The 19,382-nt window shown below is 69.7% G+C and carries 21 protein-coding genes and 2 pseudogenes; 12 read left to right on the forward strand and 11 right to left on the reverse strand.

All coding sequences use genetic code 11. From position 1 onward, the window contains the following. The first annotated feature begins 210 nt into the window (after window positions 1-210). Together DWB77_RS00990 and DWB77_RS00995 are read left to right on the forward strand one after the other, a co-directional pair. A complete protein-coding gene (locus DWB77_RS00990) occupies window positions 211-630 on the forward strand; it encodes an SRPBCC family protein (protein WP_120719449.1) in 420 nt (139 codons plus the stop codon). Between the two features lie 5 nt (window positions 631-635). Then, window positions 636-1,058 carry a MarR family winged helix-turn-helix transcriptional regulator gene (locus DWB77_RS00995; RefSeq protein ID WP_120719450.1) on the forward strand — a complete coding sequence of 141 codons (423 nt, stop codon included), beginning with the start codon at window positions 636-638 and terminating at the stop codon, window positions 1,056-1,058. 184 nt (window positions 1,059-1,242) lie between these two features. Here DWB77_RS00995 and DWB77_RS01000 read toward each other — a convergent pair whose 3' ends face one another. Beyond that, window positions 1,243-1,809 carry an RBBP9/YdeN family alpha/beta hydrolase gene (locus DWB77_RS01000; RefSeq protein WP_246033330.1) on the reverse strand — a complete coding sequence of 189 codons (567 nt, stop codon included), beginning with the start codon at window positions 1,807-1,809 and terminating at the stop codon, window positions 1,243-1,245. A 106-nt stretch (window positions 1,810-1,915) separates the two neighbouring features. Here DWB77_RS01000 and DWB77_RS01005 point away from each other — a divergent pair, with 106 nt between their 5' ends. Further along, the gene (locus tag DWB77_RS01005; RefSeq protein ID WP_120719452.1) at window positions 1,916-2,371 is read left to right on the forward strand and encodes an Lrp/AsnC family transcriptional regulator; all 456 of its coding nucleotides are present in this window, start codon (window positions 1,916-1,918) and stop codon (window positions 2,369-2,371) included. A gap of 112 nt (window positions 2,372-2,483) precedes the next feature. Here the strand turns inward: DWB77_RS01005 and DWB77_RS01010 are convergent, their stop codons facing one another. Then, complete coding sequence (locus DWB77_RS01010; protein ID WP_120719453.1) at window positions 2,484-3,278, reverse strand: MBL fold metallo-hydrolase; 795 nt, start codon at window positions 3,276-3,278, stop codon at window positions 2,484-2,486. A gap of 82 nt (window positions 3,279-3,360) precedes the next feature. On the opposite strand from DWB77_RS01010, the gene DWB77_RS01015 reads away from it, so the two are divergent. Together DWB77_RS01015 and DWB77_RS01020 are read left to right on the forward strand one after the other, a co-directional pair. Beyond that, entirely contained in the window at window positions 3,361-3,963 is a 603-nt protein-coding gene (locus DWB77_RS01015) for a CGNR zinc finger domain-containing protein (protein WP_428985091.1), read from the forward strand. Between the two features lie 273 nt (window positions 3,964-4,236). After that, a complete protein-coding gene (locus tag DWB77_RS01020) occupies window positions 4,237-4,935 on the forward strand; it encodes an alpha/beta fold hydrolase (protein ID WP_120719455.1) in 699 nt (232 codons plus the stop codon). 9 nt (window positions 4,936-4,944) lie between these two features. Here DWB77_RS01020 and DWB77_RS01025 read toward each other — a convergent pair whose 3' ends face one another. Next, on the reverse strand, window positions 4,945-5,964 hold the full coding sequence (locus DWB77_RS01025; RefSeq protein ID WP_120719456.1) for a helix-turn-helix domain-containing protein: 1,020 nt from the start codon (window positions 5,962-5,964) through the stop codon (window positions 4,945-4,947). 163 nt (window positions 5,965-6,127) lie between these two features. After that, window positions 6,128-7,279 carry a S1 family peptidase gene (locus tag DWB77_RS01030; RefSeq protein ID WP_120719457.1) on the reverse strand — a complete coding sequence of 384 codons (1,152 nt, stop codon included), beginning with the start codon at window positions 7,277-7,279 and terminating at the stop codon, window positions 6,128-6,130. An 888-nt stretch (window positions 7,280-8,167) separates the two neighbouring features. Here DWB77_RS01030 and DWB77_RS01045 point away from each other — a divergent pair. Together DWB77_RS01045 and DWB77_RS01055 are read left to right on the forward strand one after the other, a co-directional pair. Then, entirely contained in the window at window positions 8,168-8,905 is a 738-nt protein-coding gene (locus tag DWB77_RS01045) for a hypothetical protein (protein WP_120719459.1), read from the forward strand. Window positions 8,906-9,346: 441 nt separating this feature from the next. Further along, entirely contained in the window at window positions 9,347-10,957 is a 1,611-nt protein-coding gene (locus tag DWB77_RS01055) for an alpha/beta hydrolase (protein WP_120719461.1), read from the forward strand. A 93-nt stretch (window positions 10,958-11,050) separates the two neighbouring features. Here DWB77_RS01055 and DWB77_RS01060 read toward each other — a convergent pair. Together DWB77_RS01060 and DWB77_RS01065 are read right to left on the reverse strand one after the other, a co-directional pair. Then, a pseudogene (locus DWB77_RS01060) lies at window positions 11,051-12,106 on the reverse strand (cation:proton antiporter); the annotation flags it as partial. 162 nt (window positions 12,107-12,268) lie between these two features. Further along, window positions 12,269-12,703 (reverse strand): ribonuclease domain-containing protein, encoded by a 435-nt coding sequence (locus DWB77_RS01065; protein ID WP_216826809.1) that lies wholly within the window; start codon window positions 12,701-12,703, stop codon window positions 12,269-12,271. A gap of 513 nt (window positions 12,704-13,216) precedes the next feature. Between DWB77_RS01065 and DWB77_RS01070 the strand changes: the two genes are divergently transcribed. Beyond that, the gene (locus DWB77_RS01070) at window positions 13,217-13,594 is read left to right on the forward strand and encodes an MmcQ/YjbR family DNA-binding protein (RefSeq protein ID WP_120719464.1); all 378 of its coding nucleotides are present in this window, start codon (window positions 13,217-13,219) and stop codon (window positions 13,592-13,594) included. Between the two features lie 252 nt (window positions 13,595-13,846). Here DWB77_RS01070 and DWB77_RS38560 read toward each other — a convergent pair whose 3' ends face one another. Together DWB77_RS38560 and DWB77_RS01085 are read right to left on the reverse strand one after the other, a co-directional pair. Next, the gene (locus DWB77_RS38560) at window positions 13,847-14,122 is read right to left on the reverse strand and encodes a hypothetical protein (protein WP_428985092.1); all 276 of its coding nucleotides are present in this window, start codon (window positions 14,120-14,122) and stop codon (window positions 13,847-13,849) included. 153 nt (window positions 14,123-14,275) lie between these two features. After that, the gene (locus tag DWB77_RS01085; RefSeq protein ID WP_120719465.1) at window positions 14,276-14,893 is read right to left on the reverse strand and encodes a TetR/AcrR family transcriptional regulator; all 618 of its coding nucleotides are present in this window, start codon (window positions 14,891-14,893) and stop codon (window positions 14,276-14,278) included. Window positions 14,894-14,961: 68 nt separating this feature from the next. On the opposite strand from DWB77_RS01085, the gene DWB77_RS01090 reads away from it, so the two are divergent. Beyond that, a complete protein-coding gene (locus DWB77_RS01090) occupies window positions 14,962-16,296 on the forward strand; it encodes an alpha/beta hydrolase (RefSeq protein ID WP_120719466.1) in 1,335 nt (444 codons plus the stop codon). Between the two features lie 20 nt (window positions 16,297-16,316). Here DWB77_RS01090 and DWB77_RS01095 read toward each other — a convergent pair. The 3 genes and pseudogenes from DWB77_RS01095 to DWB77_RS01105 form a co-directional block, all read right to left on the reverse strand. Continuing rightward, window positions 16,317-16,409: pseudogene (locus tag DWB77_RS01095) on the reverse strand (transposase family protein); the annotation flags it as partial. Between the two features lie 131 nt (window positions 16,410-16,540). Next, window positions 16,541-16,726 (reverse strand): hypothetical protein, encoded by a 186-nt coding sequence (locus tag DWB77_RS01100; protein ID WP_120719467.1) that lies wholly within the window; start codon window positions 16,724-16,726, stop codon window positions 16,541-16,543. A gap of 216 nt (window positions 16,727-16,942) precedes the next feature. After that, complete coding sequence (locus DWB77_RS01105; RefSeq protein WP_120719468.1) at window positions 16,943-17,881, reverse strand: GlxA family transcriptional regulator; 939 nt, start codon at window positions 17,879-17,881, stop codon at window positions 16,943-16,945. Between the two features lie 229 nt (window positions 17,882-18,110). Between DWB77_RS01105 and DWB77_RS37445 the strand changes: the two genes are divergently transcribed. The 3 genes from DWB77_RS37445 (at window position 18,111) to DWB77_RS01115 (ending at window position 19,382) form a co-directional block, all read left to right on the forward strand. Next, window positions 18,111-18,251, forward strand: coding sequence for a hypothetical protein (locus DWB77_RS37445; protein WP_162952317.1), 141 nt, complete (start codon window positions 18,111-18,113; stop codon window positions 18,249-18,251). Between the two features lie 307 nt (window positions 18,252-18,558). After that, window positions 18,559-18,921 carry a hypothetical protein gene (locus tag DWB77_RS01110; protein WP_120719469.1) on the forward strand — a complete coding sequence of 121 codons (363 nt, stop codon included), beginning with the start codon at window positions 18,559-18,561 and terminating at the stop codon, window positions 18,919-18,921. Continuing rightward, complete coding sequence (locus DWB77_RS01115) at window positions 18,918-19,382, forward strand: DUF2269 family protein (RefSeq protein WP_120719470.1); 465 nt, start codon at window positions 18,918-18,920, stop codon at window positions 19,380-19,382. Before DWB77_RS01110 ends, DWB77_RS01115 begins: the two co-directional genes overlap by 4 nt.

A 19,382-nucleotide genomic window follows, 5' to 3' on the forward strand; every position in this document is an offset into this window, starting at 1 on the left:
GGGGTCCGCCTCGCTGACACGCGGCCAGGACGCCGGTCGCACTCGAGCGGTCGGCGCCACTGGTGCCAGCGATGCGTCTGGTTTCGGTATTTCCGGCGTGCACCACGCTCGGAGACCCAGGATCAATGACCCCACTGGACAGTTGATCTCCGCATAGATAGTCTCTGCATAGATCACCGGATCGCGGATCAACGAACCAAGGAGACCACCATGTGGGTGTACGAGCACGGCATCGAGACCGGCGCCGCACGCGAGGCGATCTGGCGGCTTTGGGCCGACGTGGAGAACTGGGGTGCGTGGAACGCCGAGATCGAGAAGATCGAGTTCCGGGGCCCGTTCGCCGAAGGCGCCGAGATCACGATGACCCCTCCCGGGGACGAGCCGGTGGCCCTGCGTGTCACCGAAGTCAGCGAGGGCGAACTGTTCACCGACGAGGCCCGCTTCGACGATCTCGTCCTGCGCACCACCCATCGCCTCCTCCCGCTCGACGAGGGACGCACCCGGGTGGTGTACCGAATGGAGATCACCGGTGACGGCGCGGACGAGGTCGGCCCTCAGATCGGTCCGGGCATCACCGCGGACTGGCCCGAGACCATGGCCGCGCTGGTCGACCTCGCGGCACGGAGCTGAGGGCATTGCGGCCCGAGGAGAGTCCTGGCCTCCTGCTCTGGCACGCCACCCTGCGATGGCAGCGCGGCATCGCCGTAGCCCTGACGCCTCTTGGTCTGACCCACGTGCAGTTCGTGCTCCTCGCCTGCGCCTGGTGGCTGAACAGCCAGGGCGAGCACCCCAACCAACTGGCGCTCGCCCGCCAGGCGGGCACCGACGTCAAGATGACCTCCCAGGTACTGCGCACCCTGGAACAGAAGGGTCTGGTCGAACGCGAGGTCGACCCCACTGACACGCGCGCCAAGCGACTGCGCGTCACCAGCCTTGGCGCCGACCTGGCCCCTCGTGCGATCGCCGCCGTCGAACGGGTCGACGCGCAGTTCTTCGAGCCCGTCCCTCTCGACGACGCGATTGCTCTGCTCGGCCGCCTGGCTCATCCCGATGCCTGAACTGGGCACCGTTGGCCGGGAGTAGGGGGCGGGGGCCGGAGGTCGAGCTGGGGGCGAGTCCGGCACCGTTCGATGACTCCACGGCGACCTTCAACGGGAAGCAGCCCATTGCTCTGATCAACGGGCGGGCTTCCGTGCTCGAAGAGGAACCGCGCGGACGCTGGGCGTCCCCCATGGTGGCTGATCAATCCCGGGTCAGCGTGTCCAGGAGTTCACGGCCGCGCCGCCAAGAGCCCAGTCCGCTGGCGGAGTTGAGGTGGCCGTACGCACCCGCCAGATGCCACCGCGCATCCCACCGCAGTGCCAAACCGGCGGACACCTCGGAGGTGCAGAACGGGTCATTGGCGCTGGCCACCACCAGGGTCGGGTACGGCAACGGTCGTGCCGACACCTCGACGAACGTCGCGGCCACCTGGCGCGGGAACACCGGAGCCCTCGGGTCGGGCGGTGCGACGAGGAATGCGCCGCCCACCGGGCTGGAGGGATTGCGGTCCAGCCAGGTGGACACAGCCCAACAGCCCAGGCTGTGGGCCACCAGCACAATGTGGCTGTCCCGCCGGGAAGCGTCGTCGTACGCCTCCTGAACAGCCCCGACCCAGTCGTCCAGCTCGGGGGCGGACCACGAGACCGGGGAGATCCTCACCGCCGAGGTGCCCCACTGCCGCTCCCACAAGGTCTGCCAGTGCTGTTCGTCCGAGCCGTCGATACCCGGGACGACGACGTACGCGACCACTTCCCACCACCGTTTCACTCGTCACCCCCTGCCATCCTCAGGGGCGCCTGGTGCGCACTCTGTTGGATGCATCGGAGCAGCGGCGGCCACGGAAGTGATCTCAAAGAAAGCGGTGCGGACAACGATGGAATCACTCGACCGGATAGACCGGAACATCCTCGCCCTGCTCCAGGCCGACGGCCGGCTGACCGGTGCGGAGGTGGGGCGCCGCGTCGGACTGTCCCAACCCGCGGCCAGCGCGCGCATCCAACGTCTGGAGAGGAACGGCGTCATCACCGGCTACCGGGCTGTGGTCGACCCGGTGGCCCTCGGGCTGAACATCCACGCGACCATCCGCCTGCGTACCACGCACGCCCAGCTCCCCCACGCCTTGACCTTCGCCTCCAGGACGCCCGAGATCGCCTCCACCCTCAGAGTCACCGGCGAAGACTGCCTCATCTTCGACGTCTACTGCCCACAGGCGGAACGACTCGAAGAAGTCGTCGACGCACTTGCCCGTTACGGCCCCGTCACCACGTCCCTCGTGCTCCGTGTCTACCCCCAAAAGCCGCTGACCGAAGCCGCGTCGACAACGTCATGATCCTCAACACCGGTGCGGCGCTGGGCCGTTGCAGGCAAGGGCACGGTCCGGGACGGGCAAGCGGCGACGGGGGCGGAGCCGTGGCGGTCGCCGCCGACCGGGCTGGAATGGGTCAGCCGCGGACACCGAAGTCGACGCGGTCGGTGAGACCGGCGGCGGCGAAGGCGGCGACCAACTCGTCGCGCCCTTCGGTGAAGTGCGCCCAACTGTCGTAGTGGACAGGGACCACGCGTCCGGCGTCCAGGATCTTCGCGGCCTGGGCGGCCTGGGCGCTGTCCAGGACGAGCACCTCACCGTCGAAGATCTCGCGGAAACGGGGTGCTCCGGCGAAGAGCAGGGCCGTGTCGATCGGGGCGAAGCGCTCGGCGATCTCCCTGACCGCGTCGAGAGAGGCGTTGTCGCCGCTCACGTAGACGGTGGGCAGACCCTCGCCGGTCAGGACGAATCCGACGACCTGGCCGGTGATCGGCTCGACGTCCTCACGCTTGCCGGGGCCGTGGATGGCGGGGACGCCCGTAACGGTGACCGTGCCCGGGCCGCCGTCCCGGCGCTCGAGCGCGACCGACTGCCAGTCGACGAGGCCGGTGGCCGACTCCCCGAGGCGCTCTCCGCCGCCGGGGGTGGTGAGCGTCAGCGGGACATCGGCGAGCAGCGCCCGGCCGGAGGTGTCGAGGTTGTCGGCGTGCTCGTCGTGCGAGAGCAGGACCACGTCGATGCGACCGAGATCGTCCTGGCTGCCACCGGCCGACGCCGTCTTGGTCAGCAGGACGTTCGGTGACGGGTGCGCGCCGGGGCCGTCGAAGGTCGGGTCGGTGAGAAAGCGCAGGCCGCCGTATTCGAAGAGCGCGGTCGGGCCACCAAAGACGCGGACGGGGAACGGGACGGTGCGCAGCGTCGGAGAAGACACGAGAAGGGTTCCTCACGGATAGAGTGCGTGTTAACCGTGAGTCGACCGTAGGCCCATCTCACGGATGGAAGCAACCCGTAACATGAGAAGCATGGAAGACTTCGTAACGGATGAAGCCACTCCGCCGACGGCACCCGGCGAGGACGAGCACCCCGCCCTGGCGCTGGCCAACAGTGCTCCCGCCCTGACCGGCGGGCACACTGCGGACCTCCTGAGCACCCCGGTGCAGGCCGAGCGGTGGCTGGCGCGGCGCGAACTCGCCCCGCCCGACGCCGGCTTGGCGGAGGTGTGCGCGTCACGGCTGCGCTCGTTGCGCGAACAGGTCAGGTCGCTCCTGGCCTCCCAGGTCGCCGGACAGACCCCGCCGCCCGCCGCCGTCGCGGCGATCAACGACGCGATGACCCGCGTGCCCACCGCGCCCCTTCTGCTGTGGGACGAGGAGACCGGGCCCTGCCGCGTCGCTCCCCACCCCGTCACCGCGATCGTCGAGCACGCCCTGGCCGTCATCGCCGCCGACGCCGCCGACCTGCTGACCAGCCCCGACGCCGCCCGCCTGACCGCCTGCGCCTCCCCGCCCTGCAACCGGTTCCTGCTCAAGCACGGCCGCCGCCAGTGGTGCTCCACCCGCTGCGGCGACCGCGCCCGCGCCGCCCGCGCGTACGCCCGCCGAACCGCGACGGATTGACGACGTCCCATCACCGACCGAACAGGTCATTGCACAGACCGGCAGGATTAAGTTCCCGCGAACCCGGCTTCGTCAGGACGAAACGCGGCTCTCGCGGTCGCGGGGCCGCGAACCATCCCGACGGCCGCCCCAGCCGCCATGTCACGGGCAGCGCCCGCGCGTTCACCGCGTTTACTCCCCCGCCCGCACCGCCGCAGAGGCCCTCCGGCCCATAGGCCCCGGATCGAAAGTATTTCTGGGGCGGCTGTTGGGTCGCTTCGCTAGGGTGCGGCCATGGTGAACTACGTGCTGGTTGCAGGTGCGCGTCTCGGGTCGTGGGCGTGGGACGAGGTGGTACCGCGGCTGAGAGCGGCCGGCCACGGGGTCCACCCGCTGACGCTGTCCGGACTCGCCGAGAAACAAGGCGTGCCGGCCGGGCAGCAGACGCACGTTCAGGACATCGTCGACGAGGTCGAGCGTCAGGATCTGCACGACGTCGTCCTGGTGGGTCACAGTTATGCGGGCATCCCCGTCGGTCAGGCCGCCGAGCGGATCGGCGACCGGCTGGCACGCGTGGTCTTCGTCGACTCCAGCGTTCCGGCCCATGGCGAAACATTCGTCTCCGCCTGGCCGGACGGCGGAGAGATGGTGAGGGCGTCGATCGCCGAGAACGGGGGATTCTGGCCGGTCGCCCCCGCATCCCACTTCGAGGGTCACGGCCTCACCGATGAGCAGGTCGCACGGATCGTTCGCGGCTCGACGCCGCACCCGGGCGCCACACTGACCGAACCCGCCGTGATGGAACGCCCGCTCGGTGACCTCCCGGCGACCTACATCAAGTGCACGCTCGGTGACCCCGAGCCGAGCGACGACGTGGCAGAGCTACTGGCCGGCGAGCACTGGCAGCTGATCGAGATGGACACCGGCCACTGGCCGATGCTCTCCCAGCCGCGCGAACTGGCGCAGATCCTCCTCGACACGGTCGGCGCGTGACCGCACGTTTCATTCCCCGCGTGGGCCCGAAGGCGCGGCGGCCGGCAGCGCGTGTCGCTTCCAGGCGATGCCGTAGAGACCTGCATGGCATTTCGCGGGCATGATGTGCACGCTGTGGGACGCGTCCAGGGAAAGCGGTCGGATGTCCTCGGCCGTGCGTTCCGAGCTCTGCCGGTAGTAGCCGTGCACGGATGACGGCAGGCGTCTCGGGTGGAAGAAGATGTGCAGCAGATAGTGCCGCACGGGTACGGGCAGGGTGCGTTCGTGATGGTCGGAGGACCGCCAGCGCGGCCCGACGTCGAGGGTGTAGTCGATGATCGCGGTCTCTCCGCGTCGCAGGGTCCGGCCGAACCCGACGTCGAAGATCGCGGAACGCACCTCCTGGCGGAAGCGGAGCGCCTCCAGACGACCACAGTTGACGGTGACCTGGACCGAGGGTGTGTCGGGGTCATCAAAATTGTGATGGGCCGTCAGATGGCGGACGCCGTCGCACAGGGCGCGTACGACATGGTTCACCATGTAGCGCGCGATGCACCCCTGGTCGTCCAGGAAGAGTGTCTCCTGTACGGACAGGGTGACCAGGCCCTCGTTGAAGCGGTACGCGTCGGGGCCGAGGGCCACCTCAAGGGGCGCGCCCGGGCTCAGGACGCGGGACAGGGCCTCGGGCACCGGGCTCCTCAGCGCCAGCGCCCTGCCGCGGGGGCGGCGGGTGGTGAGCAGGGTCTGCAAAGCACCCTGCGGCATGCCGAGGATGACCTCGATCGCGGCCACCGCTTGGAGCGACTGCTCCCGTTCGGGCTGGCTGCGCCCGCGCTGCCAGTGGCTGAGCGTCGCCGGGCTCACCGAGATGCCGCGCTCGCCGAGATGGTGGTGCAGACGCTGGAGCGACAGGCCGTCCGCCCTGAGCGCCTCGTGCAGCGCCTCGCCGAAGGTGATTCTGGCAGCCGGATCCGCGCACGCACTCCCTTCGGGACGCTGTGACACGGGCTCGGGGCGGCCCGTCGCCGACGGTGGGTCCAAGTGGTTCATGGGTGCTCCCGGCGGCAAGGTGGAGGGTCCGGCGGGGCCGCCGCTCGTGGGGGTGCGGCGGCCCCGCTTTCGTGGCTCACCCGCCGGATGGGTACGGGTGAGCCGTCGGCCCGGGGCGGCGGCCGAGCAGGCGTCGCCGCGACGGGCCGCGTACGTGCGCCGGTCAGGCGGTGTTGAGGGTCAGGCCGTAGTACTGGAGGGTGTCGTCGAGGGGCTCGAAGTAGGAGACGCCCTGTCCGTAGACGCCGTCACACTGGTTGTCGTTCTGCCCGCCCGAGGTCATGCCCTGGCCCTGGTGACCGGAGACCCAGGGCCCTCCGCTGTCACCGCCGAGGTCACATACATCGCTCAGCCCGACATTAGTCACCAGCGTGGCGGGCTGCCCCGGATCGGTGTAGGTCACCGAGTAGTTGTAGGACTGGATCGAACCGCAGGTCCAGTGGGAGGTGGCGCCGGACTTGCAGACGTCGGAACCAACAGGCGCCCTTCGGCTGCCCGAGACGGCGACGTTGGAGCCGTTGCCCCAAGTGCCGATCTGCGGAGTGATCACGGTCCCGTTGTCGACGGACGCGAGTCCCATGTCGACGCTGTCCCGGCCGTGGTGGAAGCGGGTGGTGGTGCCCTTGGCGAAGTGCGTGCCGTTGAAGTACAGATCGGGCGAGGTCTCGACGCAATGGCCGGCGGTGACCAGGACCTGACGACCGGACGAGTCCTGGGCGCCGAAGCCGACCGAGCAGTAGTGGTTGCCGTAGTCCATGCGGCTGCCGGGGTAGATGGTCGTGGCCATCGAGACAGCCTTGCCGCCGCCGCTTCGCACGGCGACGGCCGACCCGAAGGACTCGGCCTTCTTGAGGAACGCCTGGTCGGCGGCCGTCACCTTGTCGCCCACCTGGACCACGACCTTGTCCGCGGCGGGATCCACACCCCAGCCGCGCACTCCGGCCGGCAGACCGTGTGCGGCGGCAGCGCGGTCCAGCTCGGCCTTGACGCGGTCCAGCTCGCTCGAAGTGTGCCCGGATATACGGGCTTTGAGGCCGGCGGCCTCGACACGTCGGGCCGCCTGGGCGTCGGGCACGTTGAGGGTGAGTCTCCCGGCGCGGTCGAACCAGGCTCCGCGGGGGTCGGCGTCCGGACCGCGCAGTGCGGCGAGTACCGCCTGCTGATGGGCCTGGGAGTCGAGCCTCCGCACAGCGGCGTCGTCGCTGATGCCGAGCGAGCCGGCGAGTGCGTGCACCATGTCCTGCTGATACTGCCCGCCGGGGGTGGGGGACGCCTCCCCTGAGGCGCCGTGCGCCGGCACGGCCCCAGCGACCATGACCAGCGCCGCCGTTGTCGCACCGGATGCCAGAATCGCTCGTAGACGAAGCACGATGTCTCCTGTTTTTGAGCAGCCGCCATGGCGGCGTATGTGGGGGGTGGGGAAAGCGCGGCTACGGGTGGGGGGTGGGGAATCCGTAACCGCAGGAGAACTTTCCTAGGCGGACGCGGCCATGACAAGGTCACGGCGAGCGGCAAAAATTAACAGAACCGCGGCGAACTGTTTACGCGGGAAATGCGGCTCGGCGGACCCGCATTCCCGAGCCCGACCCGGACTCAGCCTGAACTCGGCACCTGCCGACGCTCGTTTGCCGTTATTCGCACCCAACTCACGCAATGTGCAAGGGCGTTGCGGTTCGAAGCGGTGGACGTTGCGGCTGACTGATGCTGAACCTCCGCTTGGTCCGCGAATACGAGACGCTCCCCGCCCGCTCCGGAGCCACGATTCACCTCGCCATGTCCGACGTCATGGCCCGCCGCCGCACCGGCGAAGCCACCACCTCCTGGCGCGACGCGACACACGCCGGTTGGTCGGTACGGCTACACCATCAACCTCAGGATCGAGAGTCTGCCGCCCGTCGACACCAAGGGGGCGACGCCCGCGGGACACCAGCGGCATCCCGCCGGATCTCACGCGGTGGAGGTACGATCCGGCCACTCGGCAGCCCCAGGACACCGGACACAACGGAGCAGGCCACCGGCGCCCGACAAGGGAGTCGGGGACCTTGTCCGGCCTGACCGGGGTGCCCGGGGTGCCCGGGGTGCCCGGGGTGTCCGGGGTGCCCGGGGTGCCCGGGGTGCCCGGGATGCTCAACTCCTTCGGAGAGTGGACCTCGCGGGCCGGGGAATCCGCTGGTGACAGCCGCATGCGCAGGGGAGACGTTCCATGGACTCAGGCAGGAAGACGCCCGACCACCGGGTGAAGGCACGCGAACGTCTCCCGCGCCACGAGCGCCGCGGCGAGGCCCGGCTGCCCGCGGTGCTCGCCACACTGGCCGCGATCCTGCTCTACCTCGCCCTGCCGGAACGACTCCTGTTCGTCCCGCGCTTCATCCTGCCGGCGCTGGAAGTGCTGCTGCTGATCCCGCTGATCGCGGTCAATCCGCGCCGAATGACCCGGCAGAACCGCTTCTCCCGGATCGTGTCGCTGAGCCTGGTCGCCTTGATCGGCCTCAGCAACCTGGTCTCGCTCGGCCTGCTGGTGCACGCCCTGGTCACCGACAAGGCTCAGGAGGGCGGCCCCCTGCTGGTCGCCGCGCTCCAGGTCTGGGCCACCGGCATCATCGTCTTCGGCCTGGCGTTCTGGGAGCTCGACCGCGGCGGCCCGGTGGTGCGCACCCAGGCGAAGCGCTCCGAACTGCCGCTGGCGGACTTCCGGTTCTCCCAGGACGAGAACGACGACGCCGTCGAGGAGGTCGCCGACGGCGCGTCCCGCACCAGCGACTGGGTCCCCACTTTGATGGACTACCTGTACGTCTCGGTGACCAACTCCACCGCCTTCAGCCCCACCGACACCATGCCGCTCTCCACCCGGGCCAAGGCCCTGATGGCCGTGGAGAGCATCGCCGCCCTCATCACCTCCCTGCTCGTCATCGCCCACGCGGTCGGCGTCCTCGACAAGTAGCACGAGGCACCGATCGAGACCGCGGGGACGCGGCCCGTCCTGTCGCAGCACGGGGGCATTCGCCCAGGGGGCTTCAGACGGCGCGGCGCGGGGCGGGGCGGGGCCTTCGCTGTGATCACTGCCTCCCGGCACTGCCCTCAACCCACGACCGGTCTGATCGCAGCCCCCATACGGTGATCCGAACGCCCTGGATGCGACGGTCGCCCAGGGCGCGGGTGATGAGGCCCAGCGCGAGGTCGGTGCGCTGCTCGTTGATCTGCTCGTTGATCTGCTCGGCGGCGCGGAGGAAAGGTCCCCCAAGCGCGCGCGGCCCGCCGACCGTCCCCTCCCGGAGGAGGAGGCCCGACCGGGCCCCAGGTCCCGGCCCAGGGGTGGACGGGACCCCGGTCCTCGTCCCGTTGGGCGATGTGCCGTACCAGGGCGGATTCCTAGCCTCAGGGCATGCGATCACACGAAGCGGACGATGCACAAAAAGCCCCCGTTATCACTGTCAGCCCCACCGCACGCCGCGTCCTGGGCGTGGGCCTCGCCCTCGCCGCCTGCCTCACGTTCTCCCCCGTCCTCGCCACGGCCGCCGAGACCCCGGCCCCGAACAACTCCGGCGCCGGACTGGACCGGTACTACCGCCAGCACCTCGACTGGGGCAGTTGCATCAAGGGCCCCGACGACACCACGGGTCGCGATCTGGATCAGGCAGGCGTGCAGTGCGCGGACGTCACCGTGCCCCTGGACTACGCGCGCCCCCGGGGGCGCACGATCACCGTGGCGATCTCCCGGCTCAAGGCCGCCGACACACGTCACCGCATCGGCGCGATCCTCCTCAACAACGGCGGTCCGGGCGGTCCCGCGCTCCAGTCCCCGCCGCAGGCCCGTACGTCGATGAAGGAGGTAGGCGCGCGCTACGACATCGTCGGCTTCGACCCGCGCTTCATCGGGCGCAGCACCGCGCTGGACTGCGGACTGCCCGTCGGTATGACCTGGCTGTCCGCCGGCGCCGACCGGGCGGGCTTCGACCGCCAGGTCGCCCTTCAGAAGAGCCTGGCCGACAAGTGCCGGGCCACCGATGCCGCGGTGCTCCCGTACATCACCACCCGCAACACGGCCCGCGACATGGACGTCATCCGCGGCACGCTCGGCGAGCGGAAGATCTCCTTCCTCGGCTACTCGTACGGCACCTACCTGGGCACGGTCTACACGCAGATGTTCCCCGGCCGCTACGACCGGATGGTGCTGGACGGGGCGATCAACCCGGGCGACTACCGCCCCCGACTGCTGAAGGGCACCGAGCGCGAGAACGAGAAGGCGCTGTCCGACTGGGCCGCCTGGGCCGCGGGGCACCACGACAGTTACGGCCTCGGCCACAGCCGAACCGAGGTGCTCGCCACCGTCGATCGCATCGTCGCGGCGGCCTCGCGCGGTCCGCTGACGATCGGCTCCGGCGCCAACGCCTTCCGGATCGACGACAGCCAGGTGCCGCTCCTGCTGCTCTCGGGCCTCGCGGACGACACCACCCCGGCGCGGGCGTCGTTCGGCGAGCTGGTTTCCGTACTGGCCAAAGCCAGTGAAGGACGGCCGACGACCGTGCCGCCGGCACTCGTCCCGGAGCTCCGGTACGTGCTGCGCGGTGAGGGCGAGCCCACCGGCGCGCAGTCCGCCGTCATCTGCGGGGACGTGCCCGCCGCGCGGGATCCCGAGCTCTATTGGCGCGACATCGAGCGCAACCGCACCGCGCACCCGCTGTTCGGCGCTCTCACCAACAACATCAACCCCTGCGCCTTCTGGGACTCGCCTCGCGAAGAGCCCACCCGGGTGCGGCGCGATGCCCCGGCTCTGATCGTCGCCGCCACCGGTGACCCGCGTACGACGTACAAGGGAAGCGTCGAGCTTCGCAAGCAGCTGCCGAGTTCCAGGCTGGTCACCCTCGCGGGCGCCAACCGGCACGCCCTCTTCGGGCGCTACGGCAACGCGTGCGTGGACGACCAGGTCAACCGGTACCTGGCCACCGGCAAGCTGCCGGCCACGGACCGGACCTGCGTCAAGCAAGCGGGGTAGCGGCCGGCGAGCCCTGACCTCAAGTTCACGACGGCGTCGGCTCCGCAGGCAGCTCCCCCCTGCCGGTCACCGCCATCAAGGCCTCCACCCCGGTCACCAGGATTCCGATGTCTGCGCATCGCCACCTGTGGGCCGGGGCTGGTGGGGGGGCAGAACTTTGAGGGCAAGGGGCGGGAGGATCAGGATGGAGAGCATGGCAGCGCCGACGAGGGCCGCGGCCTCGCCCTTTTCCAGTACGCCGTCGTCGACGCCGATGGTGGTGATAGCGACCACGAGGGGCAGGCAGGTGGTGCAGTAGAGCATCAGTGAGGTCCGTTCGCGGCGGGCCAGGTCGCGGGGGGGGGCGAGGAGCCAGGCCGGGGCGTCGCGAAGGAGGAGGAACAGGAGTAGGAAGACCGGGAGCAGGAGCAGGGGACGGCCGCCTCCGAGCAGGGCGTAGAGATCGAAGTTGATGCCGGTCACGATGAAGAAGACCGGGACCAGGAAGCCGAAGCCCATCGCCTCGATCTTGCCGAGGACGTCCGCCGTGCTCTCGGGTGCTGCGCCGGTCAGGATGAGTCGTGTGAGCAGTCCGGCGGCGAAGGCGCCGAGCAGGGTGTCGAGTCCGAACGCGACGGAGAGCCCCAACATGGCGGCGAGCAGCAGCATCACCAGGCGGACCGCGAACTGGCCGCTGGTGTGCAGTGTGGTGGCGACGATGCGGGCGAACCACGGTCGGCGTGGGCGCATCGCCCAGTAGACGGCACCGGCGGTCACCCCGGCGAAGGCGGCGAGGACGGCGGTGGCCGCGCCCGGCGCACGCCCGCTGAGCAGCAGCGCCATGGCGATGATCGGGCCGAATTCGCCGACCGCGCCGAACGCCATGACCACGGTGCCGAACCGGCTGTGCAGCACACCCGATTCGCGCAGCATGGGCAGGACGGCCCCCAGCGCGGTGCTGGTGAGCGCCGTGCCGATGACGAAGCTCATGGTGGCCTGAGCGCCGGTCAGGGCGAATGCGACTCCCAGCGCGACGGCGAGCGTGAGCACCAACCCGCCGACGGCCCGGCGCAGCGTGTCCCCGCGTACCTCGGCGAACTCGATCTCGTATCCGGCCAGGAAGATCAGCATCGACAGGCCCAGGTTGGAGAGGGCGTCGATGAGTTCGTTGGGAGGGGCCCGGCGTCACGTGCGGTCCTGGGCTGCCCGCCACCGGCGCGCAGCCCACCGCCACGTCACATTGGGTGGAGGAAAAAGCGGCCCGCGCCGGTTCATTGGCCCGGGCCTTCGTCACCTGATCCGCGATCCAGCGCAGGCGCCCTCAGGCAGGTTTCAGCGCATGCGCGTGAAAGAACGCAACGCGTCGCCGCTGTACCAGGCGCTGTTGTCGCTGCCCGTGGCGATTCGCTCCGCGTCCCGAGCGTGACCGGGCTGCTTGCGGTTGACGTCCCACGCCCGGTAATGAACCGGGTTTCCCGAACTATCAGTACGGGGCAGCACCCCCTCGCGGTTCGCCCACGTAGCGCCCCCCTTGGTACCTGAACCGTCCGCCGGCGGCCACTGCCCGGCGTCGATCCTTTTCAGCGTCTGCCACGCTCGGTCCGGAATGGGAGCACTCATGCCCGCCAAGTCCACCCCAGAAGCAGCGTGTTCAATGGTCGGCATCGAGTCCGGCGCCGCTGCGCCGGCGGGAGTGAGCGCTCCGGAGACGACGACGGCGGCGAAGGCAGTGACCGCGGCGGCCCGCCATGCACTGGTAAGTGTCACAAATGCTCCTTCAGTCGGTTTGTGACGAGTGTGCCGCCTCCCTAGCGCCGGTTCGACCTTCTTCCCCAACGGCTGCCGAAATGCGCCCAGTTGGCGGAACCCCGAACAACGCCAGGTCGAGCACGGCACCGCCGATCCGAGCACGGCACCGGCGATCCGGGACTCGTCCGGGATCGAGAACGAAGGGCGATACCCCATCAGCCCCCCATGAGATGCCGCCCGCACGGAGGTCCACGCCAGCCACGCAGCCCCTGATGGGCGCGTCGCCACCCACCACGAGCACTCCGACCCTGGTCGGTGCGAAAGGTTCGCGCAGCGCGATCAGGGGCCCCGGTGGCGGTGCGCCCTCGCCGTCCTGGCGCGGGTGACGCTGTCCGGGTCAGGAACCGCGCCGGAGTCCGCGGGAGGCGGAGCACTCGCCAAGTAGCCGCCCAGCACGGCCGTGTGGACTTCCCGGCCCGAAGTACTCACCCTGCGTGTGTCGCGCGTCGGCGCTTCATTACCGTACGTCTCATGACGCACACACCCACCGCCCACGATGTCCGGCGCATGGCCCTGCCCCTTCCCGAGACCGTGGAGAAAGAGGCGTGGAGCATGCCGACCTTTCGGGTGGCCGGGAAAATGTTCATCACCGTGCCGGATGAGCAGACCTCGTTCGCCGTGCGCTGTCCCCGTCACGAACGGGCCGAACTGATCGCGGCGGAACCGGAGAAGTTCTGGGTGCCGGCCCACGAAGCGGGGTCGGCATGGGTGAGAGTACGGCTGTCCGCGCTGGAGGGGTTGGGTGAGCTGCGCGACATCCTGGAGGACTCCTGGCGCCAGGCGGCCCCCGATCGCCTGCTCGAAGCCCACCCGGAACTCGGCCCCGGCCGCCATTCTGCCTCCGCCTGACGTTCCACCCTCCCCGTCACGATCCAGTTCACGGCCTCTCGTTGATGGTCCGGCGCCGCGTGGGGCCGAAGGGCCACCTCTCCCCCCGCCCCCAGGCGGAACGAGAGGGTGGGCGGCCTCACCCGGGTACGCCGGGCTCGCGTGCGGGCCGGTTCCGTCCCGGCGCGCGCACCGAGAGTCCAGAGGCACATCGCGCGAGCGGTTGTGTTGCCGTTTCCAGTTTCCAGTTCCAGTTTCCAGTCAGGGAGTTGCTCACCTGCCTGGCGGCGGTGAGGCATCACAAGCAGAGTGCCCGGATATCCGCCCCGGTGATCGCCAGCGCCGCCCCGATGCCGACGTTGGCGCCGGATCCCTCCCATGCCTTGCAGTCGTGCGCGGTCGTACGGACGGGAACGTCCGACCACGACGACGACCTGTCCTGGCAAGGCGGCGCACAGGCTGAAAGCAGCCGTTGAGCGGACCGAGGTGCTCGATGCTGCGGTCGGCTGAGGACCTGGAGATGCCGAAGGACCGCGCGAGCTGCCGCATCGTCAGGTTCGTACGCCGGTACGCCGTGACCACCGCCGTGACCAGCAGTGCGCTGTCCGCCAGGGGTAGGTTCCATGGCCCGCCCCGACGCGTGACCCCCCGGCCAGGAACGGGCGGGCCCGGGTACCGGCCCGGACACCGGTCCTGATCCCGTCAAGGAGCGTGTTCGGCTTCGCGCAGGCTGCGGAACACCGCCGGGGCCGCCCATCCGCGCAACGTGGCGTGAACTGCCGATCGGAATGCGGTCTCGGCCGTGGCGGCGTCGAGGGCCCCGGCCAGTTCAAGTGTCACGAGCCCGTGCAGGGTGGCCCAGATCGACAGGGCGATCGCCGTTGCGTCGCCGACGAGGACGGACGCCGCCAACGCGCGATCGATCGCCGCGAGGAGCGGACGGATCGGGTCACTCGTGCCGACCTCCCCCGACGGATGGAAGGACTGCACGCCCCCGAACAGCACCGTGTACAGGTGGCTGTGTCCGCGCCCCCAACGCCGGTAGGCGACGGCAAGCGCGTAGAGGTCGGCGAGAGGGTCCGCGGAGGTCTGCTCCGCTGACAGGTCCTGGAACAGGCCGGCGACGGCCCTGTCGCGCACCGCACCGATCAGTCCGTCCTTGCCGCCGAACAGGGAGTACACCGCCGTCGTCGACGCCTCGGCGGCAGCGGCCACGGCGCGGACCGTGACGGACTCCCGCGGACGGGTGGCGAGCATCTCGGTCGCACACTCCACAAGCCGCTCTTTGACGGCCTCGTCGTTTGTTCTGGGCCTACCCACGGTCAGCAGCCTACCCCCTCTGATAACGTCGTTTTGAAACGCCGTTCTGAAACTGTCGGAGGTCCGCTGTGCCCCCATCCGCCATACGTCTCGTCCGCTTCCCCGGCCGCTTGCTGCCGGCCCTCGCCGCGGTCGCGCTGCTCGTCTTCGTCTTTCTCGCACTGATCGCCCTCACAGACGGGGCGGGCTCGGGGCTCGCCGCATGGCTGACAACCCTCGGAGTTGGGGCCGTCCTCGCGATGTGGCGCGGTCGGCGCCGCACGTGGCGGGCGCGGCTCGTGCCGTTCCTGCCGGTGGCTGTCGCGGCAGCATTGACGGCGTCGGTCTGCGTCCCGACCGTGCCGACGGCCCGGCGGTACCCGCCCGCCCTTCCCTTCGTGACCGCACAGAAGTGGAGCCTGACCACGGGCAGCCGGGTGGCTGTGTACCACTACCCGCCCGCGCACCCCGGCCCCCGACATCCAGTCCCGCTCGTGTACCTCAACGGCGGACCGGTCCGTGGCATCTCGGTGCTCGACCACCGGTTCCTGCAACTCCTGGCCCGCCAGGGCTACGACGTCTACGCCTACGAACAGGCCGGCGGCGGACGCAGCGACCTGCTCCCCATGGGCCAGTACACGATCTCCAGGCCGGTTCGCGACCTCGCCGCCTTCATCGACCGCCTGGACAAAGGCAAGGTCGACGTCCTCGGCTTCTCCTCGGGCGGGACCGTGCTGACCCGAGCCCTGGCAGACCCGAGCGTCGCTGCCCGCCTGCACCGGGCGATCATCGCCGAGCCCGGCCCCATGGACGGCCCCACCGCACACGTCACCGGGCACAAGGGCCGGAAATCCGCACGCGACCTCGCGCCGGCCCCGACCGGGCCGCGATCGACGCACGTTCCCCGGTACGCCGTGGCATTCGGCCTCATGCGACTCGGGCTCCTCAGCCCCGACACCGGGCTGATCGGGCAGGCCGAAGGCGACAACGCCTTCACTGCCGCCGACCTCGGCAGCGACACCGCAGGCGCATACTGCGCGCGCGACGCGCACCGCATTCCCGTCGAGGACACCCCCCAGAACTTCTTCTTCAGCCCCGCCGCCAGCCTCCGCATCCAGCAGACGGTCAAGGACTCACCCTCCATCGCCTCACAACTGAGCCAGTCCCGGACCCCCGCCATGCTGATGATCGCCGAGTGCTCCTCCCAGGTCCGGCAATGGGAGACCGCCGTCCTTGCCCATGACCCCGCCATCCAGCGCACGCAGTACATGCCCGCGGTCGGACACCACATGTGGAACGGCCTGGACCACAACAACGATCAGGCCGCCGCCGTCATCAACGCGTTCCTCCAGGACAAGCCGGCACCCCTGCCGAACTACCCGACCCGCGACGAGATCCCCACCTTCCTGCGCGATCACAAATGACGACGGTGCAGCCCCTCGGCCAACGCGAGCCCGGGGCCGAGGTGTTCGATGACGCGATCGGCGGTGGACTTGGACACTCCGAAGAGCGGCCCGAGTTGGCGCAGGGGCCAGTTGGCGGTCGTGGGTCTTCGTGGTCGGCCTCAACCTTCGCAGACAGTCCGCCCGTTGGGGCCCGTCCGTTGCGCGGCAGAAGGAAACCCGCCGTGACGAAACGCAGGTAGCCGTGCGGCATCGGTGGGCAGCCTCAAAACTCCGTCGTCGCCTCGCCGGTCCCGTCCAGGAAGGCGCGGGCCGAGCGGACGAACGCGCTGCGGGCCGCCTCATAGCCTGTGCGCGGTCGGAACCAACGTTCCTCTGCGGACACGAAATCCCAGGAAACAGGGTCGCGTGCAACGGCCAGGAGACGGCGCAGGTCATCCTCGGTCTGCACGCCGCCCTCAGCCGGGTGCCGACGCCCGTGAGGACGCCACTTGCCTTAAGCAGCAACGAGCGCCAGCGAGTTGACGGGGTGACAGGTGGAGGTCACCGCTTCCCCCGCAACCGAGATACCGCGGCGACACCACATGCCTCTCCCTATCGAGCGCTCCCGACCGCCCCTCCGGCCCCCGGGTTCAGAGGATGAACGCGAGTCGGGTGTCAGCCGGTGTCAGCCGAAGGTTCGTCGGTAGGTTTGCGGGCTGACACCGGTGGTGCGCTTGAAGCGGTCGCGAAACGTGGTGGGTGAGCCGAATCCAACTTGGTGACCGATGCGCTCGATGGAGTGCTCGGTTGTCTCCAGCAGGTGCTGCGCCTGCCGTACGCGGGCCCGGTGGAGCCACTGGAGCGGAGTGGTGCCGGTCTGGTTGCGAAAACGTCGGATGAGGGTGCGGGTGCTGGTTCCGCCCTGCGCGGCGATGTCGCCCAGAGTGAGATCGCGGGCCAGGTTTTCCCGCAGCCAAGCCAGCAGAGTCTCCAACTCGGAACCCTGGGGGGCCAGAACATGATCGTGGGCGATGAACTGCGCCTGCCCACCCTCGCGTTCGAGAGGCATCACGGACAGACGTGCGGCATCGGCGGCGACGACCGAGCCGTAGTCGCGGCGAATCATGTGCAGGCACAGGTCCATGCCCGCGGCTGCCCCTGCCGAAGTGAGGAACTGGCCGTTGTCGACGTACAGCACATCCGCGTCGACGGTGACGCCTGGGTGGAGGGCGGCCAGCAGTTCTGCCGCGCACCAATGGGTGGTGACCCGCAACCCGTCGAGAAGACCGGTGGCAGCGAGGGGAAACGTGCCCACGCACAGCGAGGCGATCCGCGTCCCGGACGCAGCAGCCGTCTGTAGGGCGTCGCGTACGGCCGGGGGCAGCGGGGCCGTGGGGTCGGCGATCCCCGGCACGATGATCGTGTCCGCGTTCTTCAGTCCATCGAGGTTCCACGGCGCGCGCAGCGTGAAGGCGCCGGCGTCGATCTCGTCGCGCTCCGCGCACACCCGCACCTGGTAACCGGGCCGGCCGCTGGGCAGGCGGGTCCGGGTGAACACTTCGATGGGGGTGGAGAGGTCGAAGGGAATCACGTGGTCCAGCGCGAGGACGGCGACGGTGTGCATGGCGGGAACCTACCTGGTCGAAACTGCGGCGAACTCCGAGGAACCGGGGCTGGGATGCCCGTACGCCCATGTGACAGCCACTTCGGCGTCGGCGGAACCGTATGGCAATTTCCCGTTGAAGGCTGTCACCTCTGCCACTGGGCGACCAGGTCTGCGGACGGTTGACTTCACCACAACGCAGCACATCCCGATCCCGATCCCTGCCCCTGCCCCGAAGGAACCGCGCGCCATGCACGTCCACATCACCTTGTTCGAAGGGCCCGATCCCCTCGATGTCATTGCCCGCTACGGGGCTCTGGCCGCCGACGGCATGGCCACGGCGGGCACGGTGGTCGAAGAGCTGGCCTCGGCGCAGGTCCCCTGGAGGTGATCAGCGGCGTCAGGACCCCGGACGGGCCTTGAGACAGGAGGCGTGAGTCGCCGACAAGGGACAGAAGGACAAGGCCATCTCGGTGCCGTTCCGCTGCGTGCTGACCACCCGGCCACCCCATTCTTGAAGCAGGCGACGCAGCTCCGGACTTGGCCGGAGCCACCGTCCACGAAGGCTCGGTCGTCCTGGCCGTCGCCGTCGCCGTCGCATCCTCCGCGCACCCCAGCCCCCTCGGCCCCGGCCGCACCCACCCATGCGCACAGCCCGCCCACCCCCAAGCCAACACATCGCTGGAGAAAGCACCACCATGTCCGTTGAAGGAACCTGCACCCTGCCCCTCCCCTCCCCCGCCGACAAGTTCGAGGCCGTCTTCCACCTGCGCAGACAGGAAGAGGGCACCTTGACCGCAGTCACATACGGAACCCATGCAGACCGACCCACCAGCGACATCGACATCGACTTCGACGGCGGCCGGCTCACCGAAGCGCAGGCCATCAAAGCCATCAAGGCCACCAAGGCCACCAAGGCCATCGCCAAGACCGTGCGTCTCAACTCGGCCTTGTACGCAGCCGTGGACGCTGACACGATCACGGGCGCCTCCAGGGCCGGGCGCCTCCCGGTCGCAGGAGTGAGTGGCGGGCGCCGGCCGACCATGGAGTGCCAGGCGTGACCAAGATCCTGCTGGCCTTGCACGTCCTGGCCGCCATTCTGACCGTCGGCCCCGTCGCCGTCGCCGCGAGCATGTTCCCCGCGACGCTGCGACGCGCCTCCCGCGATCGGGTCGGCACCCGTTCGTCCCTGCGGATCCTGCACCGCATCTGCAAGGTGTACGCCGGGGTCGGCATCGCGGTCCCCGTCTTCGGCTTCGCCACCGCCAGCAGCCTCGGCGTCCTCGGCGATGCCTGGCTGATCACTTCGATCGTGCTGACGGCAGCGGCAGCCGGCGTTCTGATCCTGCTGGTGCTGCCCGGCCAGGACCGCGCCCTGACCGACGAGGTGAGTCCGGCCGAAGCACCTGCGACCACCACGCCTTCTCATCAACTGGCTATAGCGACCGGCATTTTCAACGTCCTCTGGGCGACCGTCACCGTCTTGATGATCATCCGTCCCGGCTCCACGACGGGGGCATGA

The organism is Streptomyces hundungensis, from assembly GCF_003627815.1.
In the GTDB taxonomy this organism is placed as follows: Bacteria; Actinomycetota; Actinomycetes; order Streptomycetales; family Streptomycetaceae; genus Streptomyces; species Streptomyces hundungensis_A.

Coding starts and splice junctions, on each gene's coding strand:
- DWB77_RS00990 (WP_120719449.1), top strand. CDS start 211: ATGTGGGTGTACGAGCACGGCATCGAGACCGGCGCCGCACGCGAGGCG.
- DWB77_RS01005 (WP_120719452.1), top strand. CDS start 1,916: ATGGAATCACTCGACCGGATAGACCGGAACATCCTCGCCCTGCTCCAG.
- DWB77_RS01015 (WP_428985091.1), top strand. CDS start 3,361: ATGAGAAGCATGGAAGACTTCGTAACGGATGAAGCCACTCCGCCGACG.
- DWB77_RS01020 (WP_120719455.1), top strand. CDS start 4,237: ATGGTGAACTACGTGCTGGTTGCAGGTGCGCGTCTCGGGTCGTGGGCG.
- DWB77_RS01025 (WP_120719456.1), bottom strand. CDS start 5,964: ATGAACCACTTGGACCCACCGTCGGCGACGGGCCGCCCCGAGCCCGTG.
- DWB77_RS01030 (WP_120719457.1), bottom strand. CDS start 7,279: ATGGTCGCTGGGGCCGTGCCGGCGCACGGCGCCTCAGGGGAGGCGTCC.
- DWB77_RS01045 (WP_120719459.1), top strand. CDS start 8,168: ATGGACTCAGGCAGGAAGACGCCCGACCACCGGGTGAAGGCACGCGAA.
- DWB77_RS01055 (WP_120719461.1), top strand. CDS start 9,347: ATGCGATCACACGAAGCGGACGATGCACAAAAAGCCCCCGTTATCACT.
- DWB77_RS01070 (WP_120719464.1), top strand. CDS start 13,217: ATGACGCACACACCCACCGCCCACGATGTCCGGCGCATGGCCCTGCCC.
- DWB77_RS38560 (WP_428985092.1), bottom strand. CDS start 14,122: ATGCGGCAGCTCGCGCGGTCCTTCGGCATCTCCAGGTCCTCAGCCGAC.
- DWB77_RS01105 (WP_120719468.1), bottom strand. CDS start 17,881: ATGCACACCGTCGCCGTCCTCGCGCTGGACCACGTGATTCCCTTCGAC.
- DWB77_RS37445 (WP_162952317.1), top strand. CDS start 18,111: ATGCACGTCCACATCACCTTGTTCGAAGGGCCCGATCCCCTCGATGTC.
- DWB77_RS01110 (WP_120719469.1), top strand. CDS start 18,559: ATGTCCGTTGAAGGAACCTGCACCCTGCCCCTCCCCTCCCCCGCCGAC.